Source organism: Pseudomonas sp. p50(2008) (assembly GCF_015351605.1).
Lineage (GTDB): Bacteria > Pseudomonadota > Gammaproteobacteria > Pseudomonadales > Pseudomonadaceae > Aquipseudomonas.
Genome location: NZ_JACMYF010000017.1, coordinates 18088 through 36848, shown reverse-complemented (window position 1 = coordinate 36848; position 18761 = coordinate 18088). Strand labels below are relative to the sequence as shown.

The 18761-nt window shown below is 56.3% G+C and carries 15 protein-coding genes and 3 pseudogenes; 4 read left to right on the top strand and 14 right to left on the bottom strand.

Annotated elements, in window-relative coordinates:
- From H7698_RS30320 to arcD, 3 genes are all read right to left on the bottom strand, one after another.
- Positions 1-1002, bottom strand: a 1002-nt coding sequence (locus H7698_RS30320; protein WP_194693837.1) for an ornithine carbamoyltransferase, incomplete at its 3' end; no start/stop codon positions are given.
- Positions 1003-1072: 70 nt separating this feature from the next.
- On the bottom strand, positions 1073-2329 hold the full coding sequence (gene arcA / locus H7698_RS30315) for an arginine deiminase (RefSeq protein ID WP_162438029.1): 1257 nt from the start codon (positions 2327-2329) through the stop codon (positions 1073-1075).
- Positions 2330-2550: 221 nt separating this feature from the next.
- Positions 2551-4044 (bottom strand): arginine-ornithine antiporter, encoded by a 1494-nt coding sequence (arcD, locus tag H7698_RS30310; protein WP_194693836.1) that lies wholly within the window; start codon positions 4042-4044, stop codon positions 2551-2553.
- Positions 4045-4326: 282 nt separating this feature from the next.
- On the opposite strand from arcD, the gene H7698_RS30305 reads away from it, so the two are divergent.
- Entirely contained in the window at positions 4327-6609 is a 2283-nt protein-coding gene (locus H7698_RS30305; protein ID WP_194693835.1) for a heavy metal translocating P-type ATPase, read from the top strand.
- Positions 6610-6821: 212 nt separating this feature from the next.
- On the opposite strand, the gene H7698_RS30300 is transcribed toward H7698_RS30305, so the two are convergent.
- Both H7698_RS30300 and H7698_RS30295 read right to left on the bottom strand, forming a co-directional pair.
- A complete protein-coding gene (locus tag H7698_RS30300) occupies positions 6822-7064 on the bottom strand; it encodes a thioredoxin family protein (protein WP_194693834.1) in 243 nt (80 codons plus the stop codon).
- Positions 7065-7086: 22 nt separating this feature from the next.
- Complete coding sequence (locus tag H7698_RS30295) at positions 7087-8529, bottom strand: permease (protein ID WP_194693833.1); 1443 nt, start codon at positions 8527-8529, stop codon at positions 7087-7089.
- A 235-nt stretch (positions 8530-8764) separates the two neighbouring features.
- Here H7698_RS30295 and H7698_RS31530 point away from each other — a divergent pair.
- Positions 8765-8863 (top strand): annotated as a pseudogene (locus tag H7698_RS31530) (thermostable hemolysin); the annotation flags it as partial.
- Here H7698_RS31530 and H7698_RS30290 read toward each other — a convergent pair.
- Entirely contained in the window at positions 8816-9961 is a 1146-nt protein-coding gene (locus tag H7698_RS30290; RefSeq protein ID WP_235992988.1) for an ArsO family NAD(P)H-dependent flavin-containing monooxygenase, read from the bottom strand. The pseudogene H7698_RS31530 and the gene H7698_RS30290 overlap by 48 nt on opposite strands.
- Between H7698_RS30290 and H7698_RS30285 the strand changes: the two are divergent.
- A pseudogene (locus tag H7698_RS30285) lies at positions 9915-10067 on the top strand (GntT/GntP/DsdX family permease); the annotation flags it as partial. The gene H7698_RS30290 and the pseudogene H7698_RS30285 overlap by 47 nt on opposite strands.
- 68 nt (positions 10068-10135) lie before the next feature.
- Positions 10136-10261, top strand: a pseudogene (locus H7698_RS30280) (transcriptional regulator); the annotation flags it as partial.
- 97 nt (positions 10262-10358) lie between these two features.
- Here H7698_RS30280 and acuI read toward each other — a convergent pair.
- The 8 genes from acuI to H7698_RS30240 form a co-directional block, all read right to left on the bottom strand.
- Positions 10359-11342: an acrylyl-CoA reductase (NADPH) gene (gene acuI, locus H7698_RS30275; RefSeq protein WP_194693832.1), complete on the bottom strand. Its 984-nt coding sequence runs from the start codon at positions 11340-11342 to the stop codon at positions 10359-10361.
- 47 nt (positions 11343-11389) lie between these two features.
- Positions 11390-12022: an acrylate utilization transcriptional regulator AcuR gene (acuR, locus tag H7698_RS30270; RefSeq protein WP_194693831.1), complete on the bottom strand. Its 633-nt coding sequence runs from the start codon at positions 12020-12022 to the stop codon at positions 11390-11392.
- 113 nt (positions 12023-12135) lie between these two features.
- On the bottom strand, positions 12136-12642 hold the full coding sequence (gene msrA, locus H7698_RS30265; RefSeq protein WP_194693830.1) for a peptide-methionine (S)-S-oxide reductase MsrA: 507 nt from the start codon (positions 12640-12642) through the stop codon (positions 12136-12138).
- A gap of 126 nt (positions 12643-12768) precedes the next feature.
- Positions 12769-13662 carry an alpha/beta fold hydrolase gene (locus H7698_RS30260; protein WP_194693829.1) on the bottom strand — a complete coding sequence of 298 codons (894 nt, stop codon included), beginning with the start codon at positions 13660-13662 and terminating at the stop codon, positions 12769-12771.
- A gap of 139 nt (positions 13663-13801) precedes the next feature.
- Positions 13802-14749, bottom strand: a complete 948-nt coding sequence (locus H7698_RS30255) for a LysR family transcriptional regulator (protein WP_194693828.1) — start codon at positions 14747-14749, stop codon at positions 13802-13804.
- 406 nt (positions 14750-15155) lie between these two features.
- Positions 15156-15545 (bottom strand): response regulator transcription factor, encoded by a 390-nt coding sequence (locus H7698_RS30250; protein WP_328803782.1) that lies wholly within the window; start codon positions 15543-15545, stop codon positions 15156-15158.
- A gap of 114 nt (positions 15546-15659) precedes the next feature.
- Positions 15660-16313 carry a response regulator transcription factor gene (locus H7698_RS30245; protein ID WP_194693827.1) on the bottom strand — a complete coding sequence of 218 codons (654 nt, stop codon included), beginning with the start codon at positions 16311-16313 and terminating at the stop codon, positions 15660-15662.
- Positions 16310-18160, bottom strand: a complete 1851-nt coding sequence (locus H7698_RS30240) for a sensor histidine kinase (protein WP_235992987.1) — start codon at positions 18158-18160, stop codon at positions 16310-16312. Before H7698_RS30240 ends, H7698_RS30245 begins: the two co-directional genes overlap by 4 nt.
- Positions 18161-18761: the final 601 nt, after the last annotated feature.

The following is an 18761-nucleotide window of genomic DNA, read 5'->3' as shown; positions in this document are numbered from 1 at the left end:
TGCCAACGCCGACACCAGAATCGCCTTGATGGTGTGCATGCGGTTTTCCGCTTGCTCGAAGGCGATGTTGGCCGGCGATTCGAAGACCTCTTCAGTCACCTCAACGCCATTGGCCAAGTGCGGATAGCGCGCGGCAATGTCTTTGCCGACCTTGGTTTCGCTGTTGTGGAACGCGGGCAAACAGTGCATGAATTTCACGCGCGGGTTGCCCGAAGCCTTCATCATGGAGGCGTTGACCTGATACGGCATCAGTTGCTCGATGCGCTCGTCCCACGCTTCCACCGGTTCACCCATCGACACCCAGATGTCGGTGTGGATGAAGTCCACGCCTTTGACCGCTTCTTTCGGGTCTTCGGTGATGGTGATGCGCGCGCCACTGTCTTCGGCGAAGGCTTCGCATTGAGCAATGAAATCAGCGCGCGGCCACAAGGCTTTCGGTGCGGCGATGCGCACGTCCATGCCCAGTTTGGCGCCGATCATCAGCAGCGAATTACCCATGTTGTAGCGGGCGTCGCCGAGGTAGGCGTACCTGATGTCGTGCAGCGGCTTGTCGCTGTGTTCACGCATGGTCAGGGTGTCGGCGATCATTTGCGTCGGATGGAATTCAGCGGTCAGACCGTTGAACACCGGCACGCCGGCGAACTTGGCCAGCTCTTCGACGATTTCCTGTTCGAAGCCGCGGTATTCAATGGCGTCGAACATCCGCCCCAGCACGCGGGCGGTGTCCTTCATGCTTTCCTTGTGGCCGATCTGCGACGACACCGGGTCGATGTAGGTGACGTGAGCGCCTTGGTCGTGGGCCGCGACTTCGAAGGCGCAACGGGTGCGGGTCGAGGTTTTTTCGAAGATCAGTGCGATGTTCTTGCCTTGCAGGTGTGGACGCTCGGTGCCGGTGTACTTGGCGCGTTTGAGGTCACGGGACAAATCCAGCAGGTAGTGCAGCTCGCGCGTCGTGTGGTGCATCAGCGAGAGCAGGCTGCGGTTGCGCATGTTGAAAGCCATGATGGGATCTCCTTGAGTTTGGGTTATCCACCTGCCTCCCGCTTGATGAGCGCGAAGCAGGGCACAGGAATCAATAGTCGATAGGATCGCGGATGATCGGGCAGGTCATGCAATGGCCACCACCACGCCCGCGACCGAGTTCGCCGGCGCTGATGGTGATGACTTCCACACCGGCCTTGCGCAGCAGCGTATTGGTGTAGGTGTTGCGGTCGTAGCCGATCACCACGCCCGGTTCCACGGCCACCACGTTATTGCCGTCGTCCCACTGCTCGCGCTCGGCGGCGAAGCTGTTGCCGCCGGTTTCCACCACGCGCAACGTTTTCAGGTTGAGCGCCTTGGCCACGGTGTCGAGGAAGTTGGTTTCTTCGCGACGAATGTCGATACCGCCCGGTTTGCTGTCGTCAGGGCGCAGGGTGAAGGCGACGATCTGGCTGACCACTTCCGGAAAAATCGTCACCAGGTCGCGGTCGCAGAAGCTGAACACGGTGTCCAGGTGCATCGCTGCGCGGGATTTCGGCAGGCCTGCGACGATTACGCGCTCTACGACGTTGTGCTTGAACAGGTTCACCGCCAGCTGGCCGATGGCCTGGCGCGAGGACCGTTCGCCCATGCCGATCAACACAACACCGTTACCGATGGGCATCACGTCGCCGCCTTCGAGTGTGGCGTTGCCGTGTTCCTGATCCGGATCGCCATACCAGATCTGGAAGTCAGCGTTGGTGAACTCCGGGTGGAATTTGTAGATGGCGCTGGCCAGCAACGTTTCCTGACGGCGCGCCGGCCAGTGCATCGGATTCAGCGTCACGCCACCGAAAATCCAGCAGGTGGTGTCGCGGGTGAACTGGGTGTTGGGTAACGGCGGCAGAATGAAGCTCGAGTGGCCGAGGAAATCGCGGAACATCTGAATGGTCTTGCCGCCGAAGCTGTCTGGCAGATCATCCGCCGACACGCCGCCAATCAGGAACTCGGCAATCTTGCGCGACTCCAGGCTGCGCAGCCACGAGCTGACTTCGTTGACCAGGCCCAAGCCCACTGAATTGGCGGTGATCTTGCGCTCCAGGATCCAGTTCAGGGCTTCAGGGATGGCGACGATGTCGGTCAGCAGGTTGTGCATTTCCAGTACGTCGACATTGCGCTCGCGCATTTTGGTGACGAAGTCGAAATGGTCGCGCTTGGCTTGGGCGACCCACAGCACATCATCGAAAAGAAGCTCGTCGCAGTTGTTCGGGGTCAGCCGCTGATGGGCCAGGCCGGGAGAGCAAACCATGACTTTGCGCAGTTTGCCGGCTTCGGAATGTACGCCGTACTTAACTTTTTCCGTGGTCATTGCAGTGATCCTCCAGATGACAACTCATTCCCTCTACACAACGAGGGCTTACAGGGTCGGGAAACTTAAACGGCATGCGCGCGCGGGTTGTGCGGTTATCCTTAGGCAAACCATGGCCGCCTTGAACAGCGACCCAGGTTCGAGAAAATCAAAGATGAGCTGGCGGAACTGAGCGAATCTCGACCTGGCCTCGGCGCTGGCGGCTTCCTGTGGTGCTGCCCCTACAACGACAGCGTCCCGGACCACAGCATCCAGCCGGCGAAGGCTGCCGCCGTCCAGATAATGATCAACAGTCCCGTCTCGGGGCCGCTGAGCGGTTGCCCCTGACGAGCCTTCATGGTGGCCAGGTAAATCAACGAACCGGGGGCGTAGAGCAAAGCGCTGAGCAACATGTATTTAGGCCCGGCGGCATACAGCAGCCACAGGCAATACAGCGAGGCGACCGAGGCGATAGCCATGTCGCGTAGTTGCAGGGCGCGGTGGCCGGCATAGCTCTGGCCCTGCCAGGTCAGCTTCAGCGCATACAGCCCGCTGAACAGGTACGGCAGCAGAATCATCGAGGTGGCCAGGGAAATCAGCGCGAGGTAACTGGCGCTCGAGTACAGCGTCAGTAACAGGAACAGTTGAATGCAGCCGTTGGTGATCCACAGCGCATTGGCCGGTACACCCTGGGTGTTTTCCACGGCCAGCGCGCCCGGCATGACCTTTTCCTTGGCCGGTGTGAACACCGATTCCGCCGCCAGCAGCGTCCAGGCGAGCAGGGCGCCACCCACCGAAATGATCAAGCCAATGCTGATCAGCACCGCGCCCCATGGCCCGGCTGCGGCCTGAAGCACGCCGGCCATCGAAGGATTTTTCAGTGCGGCCAGTTCAGGTTGTCTGAGAATGCCCAGCGAGAGTAACGACACTGCAATCAACAGCGACAGGGTAATGACAAAGCCGATGACCGTGGCGCGGCCGACATTGGCCCGCTCCGCTGCGCGGGCAGAGAACACATTGGCGCCCTCGATACCGATGAACACCCAGACAGTCACCAACATGGTGCTTTTGACTTGATCGAGGGTGCTGCCCAGCGCGGGCGCCCCCCAGAAGTCGACACTGAAGGTTTCACGCTGGAAAGCCGCTATCACCACACCGATAAACAGCAGCAACGGCACGATCTTGGCCACCGTCGTCAACGCGTTGGCCCGCGCTGCCGTGTGCATGCCCCGCAGAATCATCCAGTGCAATGACCACAGCACCACGGACGCCCCGGCAATCGCAGCTTTGTTATTGCCTTCACCGAACAGGGGGAAGAAATAACTCAGCGCAGCGAACAAAATCACCAGGTAGCTGACGTTGCCGATCCAGGCACTGATCCAGTAGCCCCAGGCTGAGTTGAAACTGAGGTATTCGCCACCCAAGGCGCGGGCGTAGGCGAACACGCCGTTGTCCAGCGCCGGTTGGCGGTTGGACAAGGTCTGATAGACCAGCGCCAGCGACAGCATGCCGACGCCGGTGATCAGCCAGCCAATCAGAATCGCCCCGGCCCCCGCACTGGTCGCCATGTTTTGCGGCAGGCTGAAAATGCCGCTGCCGATCATCGAACCGACCACCAGGGCAATCAGCAGGCTCAAGGACAGACGCTTGGGTTCCACCTTTTGCAAACTGCCTGCAAGGGGGTGGGTGGCAGTCGGCGGGACGACCGGTTGGGTGCCTTGCAGGTGCGTAGCCATGGGAGCCTCCACGAAACGAGAGTTTCTGCACTCATCGAAGGCGATGGTGCGAATGCTGACCCTAATTTCTGCGTGAACGTGCAACGTCGGTTTGATCTAGATCAGTAAGAGGGAAAGCAGCCGATTCATCCGGGCGCAGCCATGACATGTTTTGTGTCCAACGCCTCAATTGCTGCGCACCGGCGGACACGAAAGACATTCGAGTCCTAAGCTCTATCTCGATGAGCGGCAGATGTTTTTACAGCGAGGCATGCGAATCGCTTTTTTGAGGAACTCACTTCGATGCTCAGTAAGTGGCTGGACCCCCTACTATTGCTGCTCACCGCACTGACGCTGCTGGCCGGAGGCGTTGCGCATATTGCGCAGAAACCTGATTGGGCATCGATGTGCTGGGCAGCAGGCAGTCTGGTGATGTCTGCGGTACTGCTCGTTGAAATCGTCAGGCGTCTGGCCCGGCGCGAGGCTGGTGTGGACCTGATCGCGCTGCTGTCGATCACTGCCGCTCTGGTCTTCGAGCAAACACTGGTGGCCGCGGTGATCGCCTTAATGCTGGCGTCCGGGCGGACCCTGGAGTTTTTCACCAAGCAACGCGCCGAGCGCGAGCTTCGTGCGCTTATCGATCGGGCGCCACGTTTTGCCTGGTTACAGGAGGAGGGTGGCTTGCGCAAGATCCCCGTTGAGCAGGTCCAACTGCATCAAACATTGTTGGTGCGACTGGGGGAAGTGATACCGGTCGACGGTCGGCTGCTGAGTCCTGCGGCGATTCTGGATGAATCGGCGCTCAGTGGTGAGTCGTTGCCCGTAACCCGTCGAGAGGGCGAGCAACTGTCCAGTGGCGTGTCCAATGTCGGCGCGCCCATCCTGCTAATCACCACGCGAACGGCCGCGCAGAGTACCTATGCAGGCATAGTGCGGCTGGCCGAGGCGGCACGCCGTTCACGCGCACCCTTCGTTCGCCTGGCCGACCGCTATGCATTGTTCTTCATCCCACTGACGTTGCTGCTTGCCGGATTGGCTTGGTATTTGAGTGGAGATCCTTTGCGAGCGCTGGCAGTGCTGGTGGTGGCCACACCTTGCCCTTTGATTCTGGCTGTACCGATTGCCATCATGTCGGGTATTTCGAGGGCCGCGCGGCGCGGAATCCTGATCAAGGACGGCGTGACCCTGGAAGCGTTGGCCGCAATCAAGCAGGTGTTCCTCGACAAGACCGGCACGCTGACCAGCGGCCATGCCCGCCTGCAGTCGATAGAGGTCAACGGACTGACCGATCCGCAGCGCCTGCTTGGCCTGGCCGCTTCACTGGCGCAGGCCTCGACGCATCCTGTCTCGCAGGCAATTGTTGAAGCGGCGCATCAGCGTCAATTGCCTCTCAGCGTCCCGCAGGACGTAGAAGAAAGCCCGGGCTCTGGACTTTGTGGGCATGTCGATGGTGTGCAGGTGCGTTTCGGCACGTTGTCTTTTGCTCACAAAGACGCCCCTGGAACTGACTGGGTCGACGCCATGCTACGGCACATGGATTACCTGGCGTGCAGTGGTAGCTTCATCGACGTGGATGGGAAACTCGCGGGCCTGCTGATTTTCTCGGACAACGTTCGGCGCGAAACGCCGCAGACTCTGCGTCGACTGCGCAATAGAGGTATCGAAAAGATCGTCATGCTAACCGGGGACCGCCTGGAAACCGCCGAGATGATTGCGCTGTCCGCCGGGATTGACGAGCTGCATGCCGGGTTGACCCCTGAGGATAAAGTGCGTGCGGTACAGCAAGCGAGCCTGCGCACTAGCACATTGATGGTCGGCGATGGCATCAACGACGCCCCCGCGCTTGCGGCGGCCAATGTCGGTGTAGCCATGGGGGCCAGCGGTGCCACTGCTTCTGCACAAGCCGCTGGTGTTGTGCTGCTGGTGGATCGTCTGGATCGTCTGGTCGAGGCGCTGGACATTGCCCGACGCACCCGCTACATCGCCCGCCAGGGCGTGCTGGTCGGCATGGGAATGTCGTTACTGGCCATGGTGGTGGCGGCCCTCGGTTACCTGCCGCCGCTGATTGGCGCCGTGGTGCAGGAGGGCATCGACGTGGTGATCATCATTAACGCCTTGCGGGCACTGGGGCCGTTGCGGGGGCTGAGAAAACGAAAGCTTACCGCTGAGAATATTGATCGCCTGCAAGCTGAACACCAGCAACTCTCTACCGTACTGAGCGATTTGCACCAACTGGCCAACGACTTTGCCCAGCGCCCACTTGCGCAAGCACAAGCCGACTTGGTGGCGCTGGTCAACAAGCTGCAAACATCACTGGCGCAGCATGAACACGAAGATGAAGACACACTGTACCCCCTGCTGACGCGAAGCCTGCCAGGCGAGGACCCGATGTCTGCCATGAGTCACGTTCACCGGGAGATCTTTCGACTTATTCATTTACTGGCGCGCATGAGTAGCGACTTCAGCGCCGCCCCCGCAACGCAACCGGCTGATGAGATCCAGCATCAATTGATTCGTCTGGATACCCTCGTGCGACTGCATTTTGATCAGGAGGAGGAACTGTTTCGTTATCTGGATTGGCGCTAGAAAAACAAGTCCGGCAAAAGGGGCTGAAATGAGTAAGACCAATGAGCATCCGGTAAGAACAACGGTTCGAAGGGGGGGCACCCAGATGGACTTCAACGACCGGAGATCGGCATGGCCAAGAACTTCCCCATCAACCCCAAGCACCCCGAACGGATCTGTTATCAAACGACTGTCGCGCTGGTGGTGTCATGGACATCTTTAATTTTCAGCCGTCACTGCGCCGCAGAAATCCAGCTCTGGATCTCTGCAACAGTCGGAATCTTTCCGCTGCTGACCACCTTCTCGTTGATTACCAGAGCAGGCGTGGGGAGGATGTCGTAAGTCATCATCTTGCTCATGTCGGTGATCTTTTCGAACTCGGCCTGGATGTTCAGGTTCTGCGCGGCCTCGCGGGCTACCGCTTCCAGTTTCTTGCAGTTGGCACAGCCCGAACCGAGGATCTTGACGTTCAGCATATGCAGCTCCTTCGTGTGTTGGTCAGCTTGCGGTTTGTGTACGTTGAAGGCGGATCAACAGATAGACACTGGCCACTACGAGCAGCCAGGCCGCCATCCCTGCGCCGAGGGTCAGCCAGCCAGTGCCGTCAATCCAGGCGCCAAACAGCAGGCCGGCGACGATGCTGAACGAGGCGACCAGGCCAACGTAAGCGGCGGTCTTCTTGCGGCCAATCACGGCGGCCACCATTAGCATGCTCTGCAAGCTCAGTTCAGGATCGGCCATCAGGTAGGCCAGGAGAGGGCCAGGGTGCATGCCCAGATCCAGGAACATCTTGGCAACGGGTACTTCCACCAGAGTTGGGAAGTACATGAATACGCCGAAGCCAACGGCTACGGCATTGGCCTGCACGGAGTTGCTGCCCGCGAGGGCTTCAATCCACTCGGGCTGAATGACCTGGCGCACCATGCCAACAATGAATACGCCCACCACCAGTACCACGAAAATCTGCTTCACGAAGCGCCAGGCTTCCCACAACCAGCTTTGCCAATCTGCGGCGGGCAACTGGCGGGCAAAGTACCAGACGGACAGCATGGTCATGGCGACGGCCAATACACGCCCCGTGAAGGTAAAGGTCAAGGTGCCGGGTTCTGGTGTCAGGCGCATCGAGGCGATCAGCAAGGTACTGGCGGCCAGGCCCAGCGCAACCCATGTCCAGCGATTGGCCCCTTCGGTGATGTTATCCAGGCCGCGTTTGGCGGTGGCGGCGATCATCAGCAGCAGAGCAATGAGCACGGAGCCTTGGAAGCCGACACCTTCCTCGCCCTTGCTGGAATCGAATGGTACCCAGCTAAACAGTGTGTCCTGCCATGTCTGGGCCCAGGACAACGGCATATTGATGCTGAACAGGTCTGCGGTCAGGGGCCAGAGCTTTAGGGTGCCGGCAACCAGCAGGGCCACCAAGGACAGCAGCACGCCCAATGCAGGCCGCGAAACACTGGCTTTCTCGGCGAACAGGGCATCGGACTGTGCGTCGTGGGTCTGGTCGTCCTTCCAGAAAATGGTGGCCATCAGCAAGCCGATGCCGATACCGAACACCAGGCAAAGAATCAAGCGGGCGATGGCAAAGTCCACCCCCAGGATGTTGCCGGTATAGGCCAGGGCCATGATGTTGCCTGCCGGCGCGAAAAACAGAAAGGTGATCGCCGGGCCAATACCTGCGCCTTTGCGATAGACGCCTGCGAACAACGGCACAATAGTGCATGAGCAAACGGCAATCAGAGATCCCGCCAGCGCTGCTGCCGGATAGGACACGTAAACCGGCGCGTGCCGGCCCAGCCAGTGGGTGATGCTGGCTTTGGGAATGAGGGCCGCCATGGCACCGGCAATAAAGAACGCCGGTAACAGGCAGAGCAGCACGTGGGCCGCCAAGTAGGAGGCTAGACTGCCGGCCCCGCCATTGAACAGTTGGAGTACGAGTTCCATGGAGAGCCCTCAGCCCTTAGCGTTAGACGCCGAGTGTTCATGATAGTGAAAGGGCGTTGGCGGGTTTTGATCCAGGTCTATGGCACGTAGGAAAACCATGCGCAGTTCGTTGAACCCCAGCACCAGGCTGCCCCATGGCGGAGCCGATCAACCCTTGCTCGATGGTCAGGGGGACAGCGCTGAAAGCCCGGTGGAGGGGCGGCCATGGACAACCGCCACTTGCAAACCAATGTCTGGGGCAATAGCGGTGGGATATCTGGCTGCCTGCGATACCGGTAGCGCCCGGCTAAGCATCATCGCGATCACTTATCTGCTGGCCAGGGTCGGCCTGCAGTAGGTTGCGTTTAACGGCAATATCGGGCTGGTCAACAGCTTTCAACGCCTCTGCCGTGGATGGAGCGGCAAGAAAGGCGACTATCTCGCCGACCGTGCTGCGTGCGGTGCGTGTAACGCCGATCAGGGTGGCGGACGCCGACCCCGTCCACTCGCCGTAGCCGACCAGCCACAGCCCGGGCTGTTGTATCGAGTGAGTGCCCTCGACTTCCACGCGGCCTTCATTGTTGAGCACCCCCAGCGTAGCAAGGTGCTGCAGGGCCGGTCTGAATCCGGTGCACCAGATCACCACGTCCACCGCCGATTCGCGGCCGTCGACCCAGATCACGCCGTTGCGGGTAAAGCGCTCGAAAGGCCTGACGGCCTGAAGGACATTGCGTTCACGGGCCTCGACCACGGGCGGCACCATGACGATGTCACCCAACCCTCCCACCGGTTGGTCGATGACGCGACCTTCCTGCTGGGCCTTCCAACGTTCAGTGGCGCGCTCGAACAACACGCGCCCATCCACTTCGTCGGGAAGAAACAGCGGCTCAACGGGCGTGACCCAAGTGGTCTCGGCGATTTTCGACACCTCGGCCAGAATCTGCGCCCCTGAATTACCGCCACCTACCACCAGGACTTTCTTGCCGGCGAAAGGGGCCGCCTCGACATAGTCCGCAGAGTGCAATTGCCGACCGGCGAATAAGGCAGCATCGGGGTAGCGAGGGATGTAGGGGTGGCTCCAGGTGCCCGTTGCGCTGACCACGACCCGGGCGTCCCATTGCCTGTCCGGGGCGTGTACGCGCAAACCTGTTTCGGTGCGTTCCACACGGGTGATCTGTACCGGCCGCACCACGGGGAATTGATAGCGCTGTTCATACTGTTTGAGGTAGTCGACCACATGGTCTCGCGATGGATAGCCATCCTGTGAGGGGGGCATCATCCAGCCGGGAATCGAACTCCAGGTCGCCGGGGAAAAGAGTCGTAGCGAGTTCCAGCCATGGCGCCAGGCACCACCGGGTTCTTCCTGGGCGTCGAGGATGATGAACGACAGAGGCGTGCGTCGCAGGTATGCGAACCATGCGGGCTTCTGGATGGTGAAGGAATCCTTCGGCATGACTATGGGCGAAGCCACCAAGACCATTTCGGTGGTTCAATCCATCGTAGCCGTGGTCGGTTTGATTGTGGTGTTGATGTTGAATGCGGCTGTCACGGTGATTTGAGTCAGGATCTGTTCGCAGGTGGTTACTCTGCCCGAGCGAGTTAGCCGAGGGTGGGGGATAGAGTTACGTTGAAGGTCTATAAAAACCCTCACACTGGTGAAGTCGTCGAAACCAAAGGTGGCAACCACAATCAACTGAAAGAATGGAAAGCTGAGTACGGTTCCGCGACCGTCGAGCCCTGGCTGGCCAAGTGAGTTTGGTTTGGGTACAAAAAGGGCCCTGCGAGGGCCCTTTTTTGTTGGCGGAAACAGGCAAGCATATACATCGATCTACGCTTTTCAGGCGAAGGAATCAACGATTCACATCAACCACAACACGTCCGCGAACCTCGCCGGCGAGAAGTTGGTTTGCTGTCTGGACGACCTCACCCAAGCCAATTTCGCGCGTGATCTCTTTCAAAATAGACAAATCGAGGTCTCGTGCCAGACGATCCCAGGCAGCAATTCGATCTCTACGGGAACGCATCACGCTATCGATTCCCACCAACGTCACACCACGCAGAATGAAGGGGGCGACGCTAGCGGGTAAGTCCATCCCTTGTGCAAGTCCGCACGCGGCAACGGTGCCTCCATAGCGTGTACTGGCGCAGATGTTGGCTAGGGTATGGCTACCCACCGAATCGATGGCGCCTGCCCAGCGTTCTTTGGCAAGTGGACGACCTGGCGCGCTCAACACAGAACGATCAATGATCTCAGAGGCACCAAGCCTTTTCAGGTAATCCATTTCCTCGAGGCGACCGGTAGAAGCAACGACGGTGTAGCCCAAGCCAGCGAGGAGGGCGATAGCGAAACTACCGACGCCACCGTTCGCCCCTGTCACCAAGACCTCAGCTTTATCCGGTGTGACGCAGTTACGCTCCAAAGCGAGTACCGAGAGCATCGCTGTATAGCCAGCTGTACCAATAGCCATGGCTTGCTGGGCGGTAAATCCTCTAGGCAATGGAATAAGCCAGTCGCCATTGACCCGAGCTTTTTGAGCTAGACCGCCCCAATGAGATTCACCCACGCCCCAACCGTTGAGCAGCACATTGTCACCAACCTTGAAGTCGGGGTTGCTGCTTTCCTCAACCGTACCCACCAGATCGACTCCGGGCACCATTGGAAACTTGCGAACGACAGGGCCCTTACCAGTGATCGCCAGAGCATCTTTGTAATTAAGCGTGCTGTATGCGACACGCACGGTGACGTCTCCGGCTGGTAGTTGGGACTCGTCGAGCTCGGAAATTTTGGCGAGGTGAGTGCCGTCGGTGTTATCAATCAAAATGCCTTTGAACATGAGTCTTCCTCTATTAGACCGATCGCCTTTAAATTGGCCAAAAAAATTCAGCGGGGTAGCCCAGCCATAAATCCGTTGATGAAGGTGCTCAAGGGGGCGGTACTTTTTACTAACCTTGCTCGAAGCACCGCGCCTTCCCATCCAATCCAGAAATAAGCCGCGAGCTCTGTGCAGTCGGCATCTTCGGCAAGCTCACCGGCAACCTGTGCTAGCTGCAAGCAATCGGCCAATCGTTTTTGCCAACTGAGCAGGGTGGAGTCCAAGTGTTCGCGGAAACCGTCAGGGAGAATGGTAACTTCCTGACCAAGATTGCCCACAAGGCAGCCACGCTTGAAGTGGAATTTTTCCATACCCGTCTTCGCATCTTCAACGAAGGCAAGCACGCGCTGTAAAGGTGTTAGTGAGTCATCCAGTAACCAGCGATCAAGTTTCTTGGCGAAGTACGTCGCGTAGTTATCCATCACCGCCAGGCCAAAATCTTCTTTACTCGCGAAGTAGTGATAGAAGGAGCCTTTTGGCACACCGACTTTCTTTAAGACACCGTCGATACCAGTGGCCATGAAGCCCTGCTCGGTAAGAATTTCTGTGCCGCAACGGATGAGCGCATCCCGGGTATCCAGATTGTCTCTGGGTACTTTAGGCGGGCGGCCACGGCGAGAGGGTAGCTTCAGGTCGGTCATAGCGATCGATATTAGACTGATCGTCTATAAAGTCAATCAGGGCAGGCCGCCCATTCGATGAATGCGGAGTGACGGATAATTCTCCTACTCGCGGGCGGGCCGCCAGCTATCCATCACCCTCGTGTTGGTAACTTCCAGTTTGGACGGATGAAATGGCACGTGTAGCCATTGGGGTATTGATCGAGATAGTCCTGATGCTCTGGTTCTGCTTCCCAGAAAGGGCCAGCAGGTGTGATCTCTGTTACGACCTTGTCAGGCCACAGGCCGGAAGCGTCTGCATCAGCCACAGTATCTTCAGCTACGTACTTCTGCTCATTGTCGAGATAGAAGAGCGCTGATCGATAGCTCGTTCCGATGTCGTTCCCTTGGCGATTACTCGTCGTTGGATCGTGTATTTGAAAGAAAAACTCCAGTATCTGGCGATAGGTGATTTGCTCGGGGTCAAACACGATCTCAATCGCCTCATCGTGTGTGCCGTGATTGCGATAAGTCGCATTCGGTACATCACCACCTGTGTAGCCCACTCGCGTAGCAAGTATGCCGGGGTAGCGTCTTAGCAAATCCTGCATGCCCCAGAAACACCCGCCAGCTAAGAGGGCGGTTTCAGTTTGCGTCTCCATATCACGCTCTCCAATCAGAAAAATACCCTTTGAGCTCATCGCTCGCAGGGTATTTGGTAAATCGAGAATTACGCGGCCTTACCTTTAACGGTGCGGAGCACAGCTCCGCACCGAAAAGATCATGCTTTATTTGATCGCGTGACCCAGCACTTCAACGATCCGCTGAGCGATGTGCTCAACGTGCGTCTCCAGTGCGAAGTGGCCGGTGTCCAGGAGCTCGACGACCGCGTTCGGGTTATCACGTTTGAAAGCTTCAGCGCCTGGCGGAATGAAGAACGGATCACCTTTGCCCCAGATGGCCAGAGTTGGCACTTTGGTGTCGCGGAAGAACTGCTGGAACGCGGGGTACAACGTCAGGTTGTTCTGGTAGTCGTAGAACAGATCAAGCTGGATGTCTTTGTTGCCCGGACGCTCCAACAGCAGTGCGTCCAGGAAATAAGCTTCAGGAGCGATGTCATCCGGATTGCTTACGCCTTCCACATACTGCCAGCGAGTTCCTTCCAAATGCAGGATCGCATCGTTAATCACCTGGCGATTCTCCGCGGTCTTTTCTGCCCAATAACTGCGAATCGGTGCCCAAGCATCACCCAGACCTTCCAGGTAAGCATTGCCATTCTGAGAAACCAAAGCGCTGATGCGTTCAGGATGCGCGAGAGCCAGTCTCAAGCCCGTTGGTGCGCCATAGTCGAAGAAGTACATGGCATAGCGTTCTAAACCGAGTACGTCGACGAAATCCCCCAAAGTTTTAGCCAGCGCGTCGAAGGTGTAGACGTAGTGGCGCTCGGCTGGGACTTCGGTGAAGCCGAAACCAGGTAAATCCGGGGCTATCACATGATATTTTGTAGCCAGCAGCGGAATTAGATCTCGGTACTGGTGAGAAGAACTTGGAAATCCATGAATCAGCAAAAACACAGGAGCGTTGGGATTGCCTGCTTCACGGTAGAAGACACGAACACCATCAGCTTCTACAAAGTTGTGGGTGGTAGTGGTAATGCTGTGATTTTGGTTGTTGGTAGTCATTGCAATATCCTTTTTTACTGTTTTAGTTGATTTGCATGATTTGGGTTTGTGTGCATGAATCATTAGATGCTTATCTGTGCGCCAGTGCTTCTTCACAGAAAAACTAATAGTTATTATCCGGATCACATGTCAGCCAATGTCAGGCAGCGGCTTGCTTGGTATGTATTTCACTGAGCGGCATATCTCTCTCGCTTAGATGGCAACTAATACGAGAGCGTAACCAGCGCTCGCCGGGATGATTATCCAAGGTTGCATTCCAAGACATTGACAGATCTAATGCAGAAAGAGCCATTGGGACGGGGTCAGCGCGCAAATTCCCCTGACGAGTCATGGCATCGGCAACGTACTCAGGAACCACTGCAAGCATGTCGGTATCCGCAAGGAGCGTTGTAAGAGCGCTGTATTGAGGAACCGCCAATACGACTTTGCGCTGCCGCCCGAGTGAATCCAAGGCGCGATCAATGTAGTCAGTCATATCACCATTGAGAGATACGGAAACGTGCGGCCGATTGCAGTATTCGTTAAAGTCAAGCGGTCTAGCACTGGAATTCGCGCTGAGTACTGTTGGGCGAATACTGCGAAGATATTTACGTTTTGCGTTAGCCGGCAGTTCACGGATGTGACAGACACCTAACGATATTTCTCCAGTGGAAAGCAGGCTTGGCATTAACAAGTGATCAGTACGACGCACCACCAAACTGATGTTTGGCGCTTCAATGCGTAATTGACGCAGCAGGTCTGGCAGCAAGGCATATTCCACGTCGTCGGAAAGACCTATTCGGAAAACTGCGCCGCTAGTAGCGGGATCGAATTCGCTGGTTCTACTCAGAGCTGCGGCGATGGTATCAAGCGCCGGAGTCAGGGTGAGGTGAATCTCTAAGGCTCTGCTCGTGGGCTCCATAGTCCGCCCCATTCGAATGAACAGCGGATCATCGAAATACTGGCGTAGCCGGTTTAGCGCAGCACTGACAGCCGATTGACAGAGAAACAGCTTTTCTCCCGTGCGAGTCAGGTTGCGCTCATGCATCAGGGTTTCAAGGACGATCAGTAAATTTAGATCGGTTCTGCGAAGATCGTTTCTGTTCATGGTCATCACTACCGGGGCTCAGAGCCCTTTATCCGTGCTTCAGTGCGCAGGGTGTTGTCCTTTGATGCAGGACAACTCGTTTCTGCTTTTGAGCCTGGTAACGGTTGGTGAAGCTCGAATCAACGAAAATGCTGAGCTGACTAAAAACCTCAGGACTTAGTTGAAGCGCTACGTCTTGGCTTGTTATTAAGATAACTCGCGTTTAAACAAATAACACTTCTACTTAGGTTAGGTTTTCTAGCGTGTAGGTTGCGACGACTAATACCTGAGTATGTAGGTGTGATTGTCGGGGAGAGCAAATGCCTGAAAAAAGTAGTGTTATTTTTCCTTCGAAAAAGCTATTTGAGAGGTGCTGCCAAGGAAGAGGGGTGAAATAAAACGGGGAGGCCGAGCGAATTGAAATTATTCAGTTACAGGTGTGCCCATTTGGGCTATGCAAAATTTCTTCGATGCAGTCGATCATCGTCTGCCCATCGAACGGTTTACTTAAGTAACACGTTGCCCCAGCAGCTTTGGCACGCTTGCGGATCGATTCTTCGGGGTAAGCAGTTACGAAAATGATCGGCATATGTTGTCCGGTATTGATCAACTCGAATTGAAGATCCAACCCACTCATGCCTTGCATATGAACGTCTGTGATCAAGCAGCAGGTATCATCGAGCTGCGCAGATGCTAGAAAATCCTCGGCACAGGAGAACAAAGTAGGCTCATAACCAATAGAGCGCACAAGATTGCCTATCGCATTTCGAACAGATTCGTCGTCGTCGACTATGGATATCATCGGTGTTTTGTTCACTGTGTAGTACCTTCAATTGGGCGGATAAACGAAATATACGAGCGCGCCCAACGCTTAAGTACCACTCTATTGGCTGTATTCTTTAAAGGAAATCATACACACGTATAGATCTGATCAGCGTACCGCCCCAATCCCCAATGCTTCTGCCATCCGAACCAAATCAGCGAACGACTTCGCGTGCATTTTTTTCATCGCGTGTCCGCGGTGAATTTTCACCGTGATTTCACTGAGGTTCATTTCTCCTGCGATCTGTTTGTTCATCAAACCCTTGGCTGCGTGAGCCATTACCTCACGTTCACGGGCTGTCAGTGATTGGTAGTGGGTATGCAAATCCGTAGCTTTCTTGTCGATATCCCGACGTCTAATGTCTGCCTGAAATGCCGTTGATACTGCGTCCAGGAGATCTTGCTCACGAAACGGTTTCGCCAAAAAGTCTACAGCGCCGGCCTTCATTGCCTTGACAGTCATTGCAATATCGCCATGCCCAGTGATGAAAATGATGGGCATAAAAACCTTTGAGTCAGCCAGCTGATTCTGAAAATCTAGGCCGCTGGTACCTTGAAGCCGAACATCGAGTACCAAACAACTGGGTGCATCAGAGCTTTCTTGTTGCTGGAGGAATTCCGCAGCAGAAGCAAACGTCTCTACTCGTATTCCGACAGAGCGGAAAAGATTACTCAGTGCATCGCGAATGGAGGCGTCATCATCTACCACGAATACGATGGGATCATCACAGCCTGTTACTTTGGATGAGGGATCTCTGTTCACTCACAAGCCTCCAGGTTGGCGGGTAGAGAAAAGTGTAGTGCAGCCCCGACACCCGGGTGATTCGTCGCCCAGATACGGCCACCATGCGCCTCAATGATCGAGCGGCATATTGACAACCCCATACCCATCCCATCCGGTTTGGTGGTGAAGAATGCATTGAATAGCTTTGGCATATTCTCCGCCGAAATACCAGGGCCGCTGTCCTGAACATCGACAACCACATCGCCGGTTTCGGTGTGGCAAAGACCCAAATGCAGGGTGCGGTTTTTACTTTTTGTGGTGACCATTGACTGCATGCCGTTCATGATCAAATTGATGATGACTTGCTGCAACTGGACTCGATCGCCCGTGATTGAGGCAAGCCCGCAGTCGAAATCATGGGCAAGCATAATCTTATTGCGCTTGACCTCTCGCTCGACCAGCGCCAAAGACTCTTCAATGACTTCTTTAAGGTCTAGCCGTGTATTTTGCGGATCTGTCTTGCGCGACATTGCACGTATGCGACGAATGACTTCACTCGCCCGGTGAGTTTCGCTCATCATCAATTCAATCGAATTGCGCACCTCACCAATGTCAGGCACGTCTCGATTTAACCAGCGCAGGCCAGCTGAGCCATTTGTGGTGACCGCGGCCAAGGGTTGGTTAACCTCGTGAGCAATCGATGCAGCCAACTCACCAAGCGTTGTAATCCGCGTTATGTGAGCCAGTTCAATCTGTGAGCGATGAAGAGCTTCCTCAGCTATTTTCGCGGCTGTGACATCCATTAGCTGGATGGCCAGTTCACCGAGAAACTGCCCCGACGCTTCCGTCAGCCACTGATTCCAACCGCCATGGATCATGTCCTCTCGGGAAGTAGACGGGTCGAACTGAGCGTCCAGGGAGAATGCAGCATTGGTGTGAATCTTGGTGGGCAGCGCTACATGGAGCCGTCCTCGAGCATTACCCTCTACCGGCATCGCAATACCGATTGGGGTGTAATGGCCTGTCGCTTTTGCAGCGCGTGCTTTCCCGGCTGGAACCTTTACTTCACAAACGAAGCGCTCCCAAAGGGCGTTGTCCACCAAGAAGGTCGAGTGGGTGACACGGCTCTGGTGCTTGGCTAACGCCAGGTTAAAGTGGCAAGTGGGTTGAGTCTGCTGGATCGCCAAATGCTTTAGTGAAACGCGCTTGTCCAAGTCGAGTAACGTAATGGCGCGTACGTTGTCCAGGAAGATCAGGTCGCTGGGGGCCCATACATCAAACCAGGCCGCCAGGGAATCAAGGTCATAGTCCGGATAGAGATCGACGCTGACCATTGTCTGGTTGGCGTGGGGGTCGTAGAAATCGTCAATAGGAGCGGCTTCTTCCACCATTGCCACATGGTCATCGCGTGAGCCGAAATGGAAGGGCGCGCTGTGGACTGTAAGATTTTCGCCCAGTTGGGTGAGGGTCTTTAGGCCTATGCCAAACCGTCCCTTCAACTCCGCCGATTTCTGCTTGGTGGAATAGAATGGGTAGATCATCGGCAGCACGTGGGGCAACTCAACAGGCAATCCGTTATGAACGATAACCAACTGTTTGTTGCCCTGGACGGACTGCACAGCAAACTGCACGGAGGTGGCGTTCAGATCATCAGCGTTCTGGATAACCTCACGAAGCCCTTGGTAAGGGTCGGTGTTCAACCGTTTGGCGCCCTGATTTCCCCCTTTGAGGAGCGTGCTCAGAATCTCGGGCTGCTCACGCTGAAGTTTGACAAACTCGGTGAGCGCCGCGTTTGCATACTCTTTGCTACGCAGCGTTGGCTCGTTAAACGTGGAGGCTGAGTTGAAGCAGGCTGCAGCGTGTAAACGTCCGAGTTGCTCGTCCATGATGAATCACCCCATGCAGGCATTTTGAAATCAGCCGATCATAGACGGGCTGTGGGCCGAGTTCCATGCCTACTACAGGCCGTGCGGCCTCCGAAGGATGAAAGTCTGTCCCGTCGTGCCGATATAGTCCTTTTTGGACGCGCGCATCGGGGCCCATTACTACTGAAAACGGATTTTCTAAAGTTCGGGGATATCGGTGTTGCGGTAGCTCGGCAAGCTGCTACAAGTCGATCTGACATTCACTCAAGGGGGCTCTCTAGTCGAGTCGCTCAAGACATCCAGGCGTTGCAACATCTCCAAGGCGATTGATCGCTGAGCATCACCTTGGATTTGAAGCTGCTGAAGGAAGCGAAGCCATAGACTGCCACTCCCAGGCGATACAAGAAGGTATCGCTTTCCGGGGGAGCGATCTTGGGCAACCTTCTGATGTCTGCCAAATCCTTCGCGATACTGTTCATTCGCCTTTTCTTGACGGGCTGCAATGTCTGGCGGAACAGCGAAAGAAGGGGTGTACAGCAGAAAATGACGGAGTCGACAACGTACCGCTTCGCTTATAGCATCAGGCAACCCGGCCATCAAAGCGCCATATAGTATCAACTCG

Coding starts and splice junctions, on each gene's coding strand:
- arcA (WP_162438029.1), bottom strand. CDS start 2,329: ATGACCACGGAAAAAGTTAAGTACGGCGTACATTCCGAAGCCGGCAAA.
- arcD (WP_194693836.1), bottom strand. CDS start 4,044: ATGGCTACGCACCTGCAAGGCACCCAACCGGTCGTCCCGCCGACTGCC.
- H7698_RS30305 (WP_194693835.1), top strand. CDS start 4,327: ATGCTCAGTAAGTGGCTGGACCCCCTACTATTGCTGCTCACCGCACTG.
- H7698_RS30300 (WP_194693834.1), bottom strand. CDS start 7,064: ATGCTGAACGTCAAGATCCTCGGTTCGGGCTGTGCCAACTGCAAGAAA.
- H7698_RS30295 (WP_194693833.1), bottom strand. CDS start 8,529: ATGGAACTCGTACTCCAACTGTTCAATGGCGGGGCCGGCAGTCTAGCC.
- H7698_RS30290 (WP_235992988.1), bottom strand. CDS start 9,961: ATGCCGAAGGATTCCTTCACCATCCAGAAGCCCGCATGGTTCGCATAC.
- acuI (WP_194693832.1), bottom strand. CDS start 11,342: ATGTTCAAAGGCATTTTGATTGATAACACCGACGGCACTCACCTCGCC.
- acuR (WP_194693831.1), bottom strand. CDS start 12,022: ATGACCGACCTGAAGCTACCCTCTCGCCGTGGCCGCCCGCCTAAAGTA.
- msrA (WP_194693830.1), bottom strand. CDS start 12,642: ATGGAGACGCAAACTGAAACCGCCCTCTTAGCTGGCGGGTGTTTCTGG.
- H7698_RS30260 (WP_194693829.1), bottom strand. CDS start 13,662: ATGACTACCAACAACCAAAATCACAGCATTACCACTACCACCCACAAC.
- H7698_RS30255 (WP_194693828.1), bottom strand. CDS start 14,749: ATGAACAGAAACGATCTTCGCAGAACCGATCTAAATTTACTGATCGTC.
- H7698_RS30240 (WP_235992987.1), bottom strand. CDS start 18,160: ATGGACGAGCAACTCGGACGTTTACACGCTGCAGCCTGCTTCAACTCA.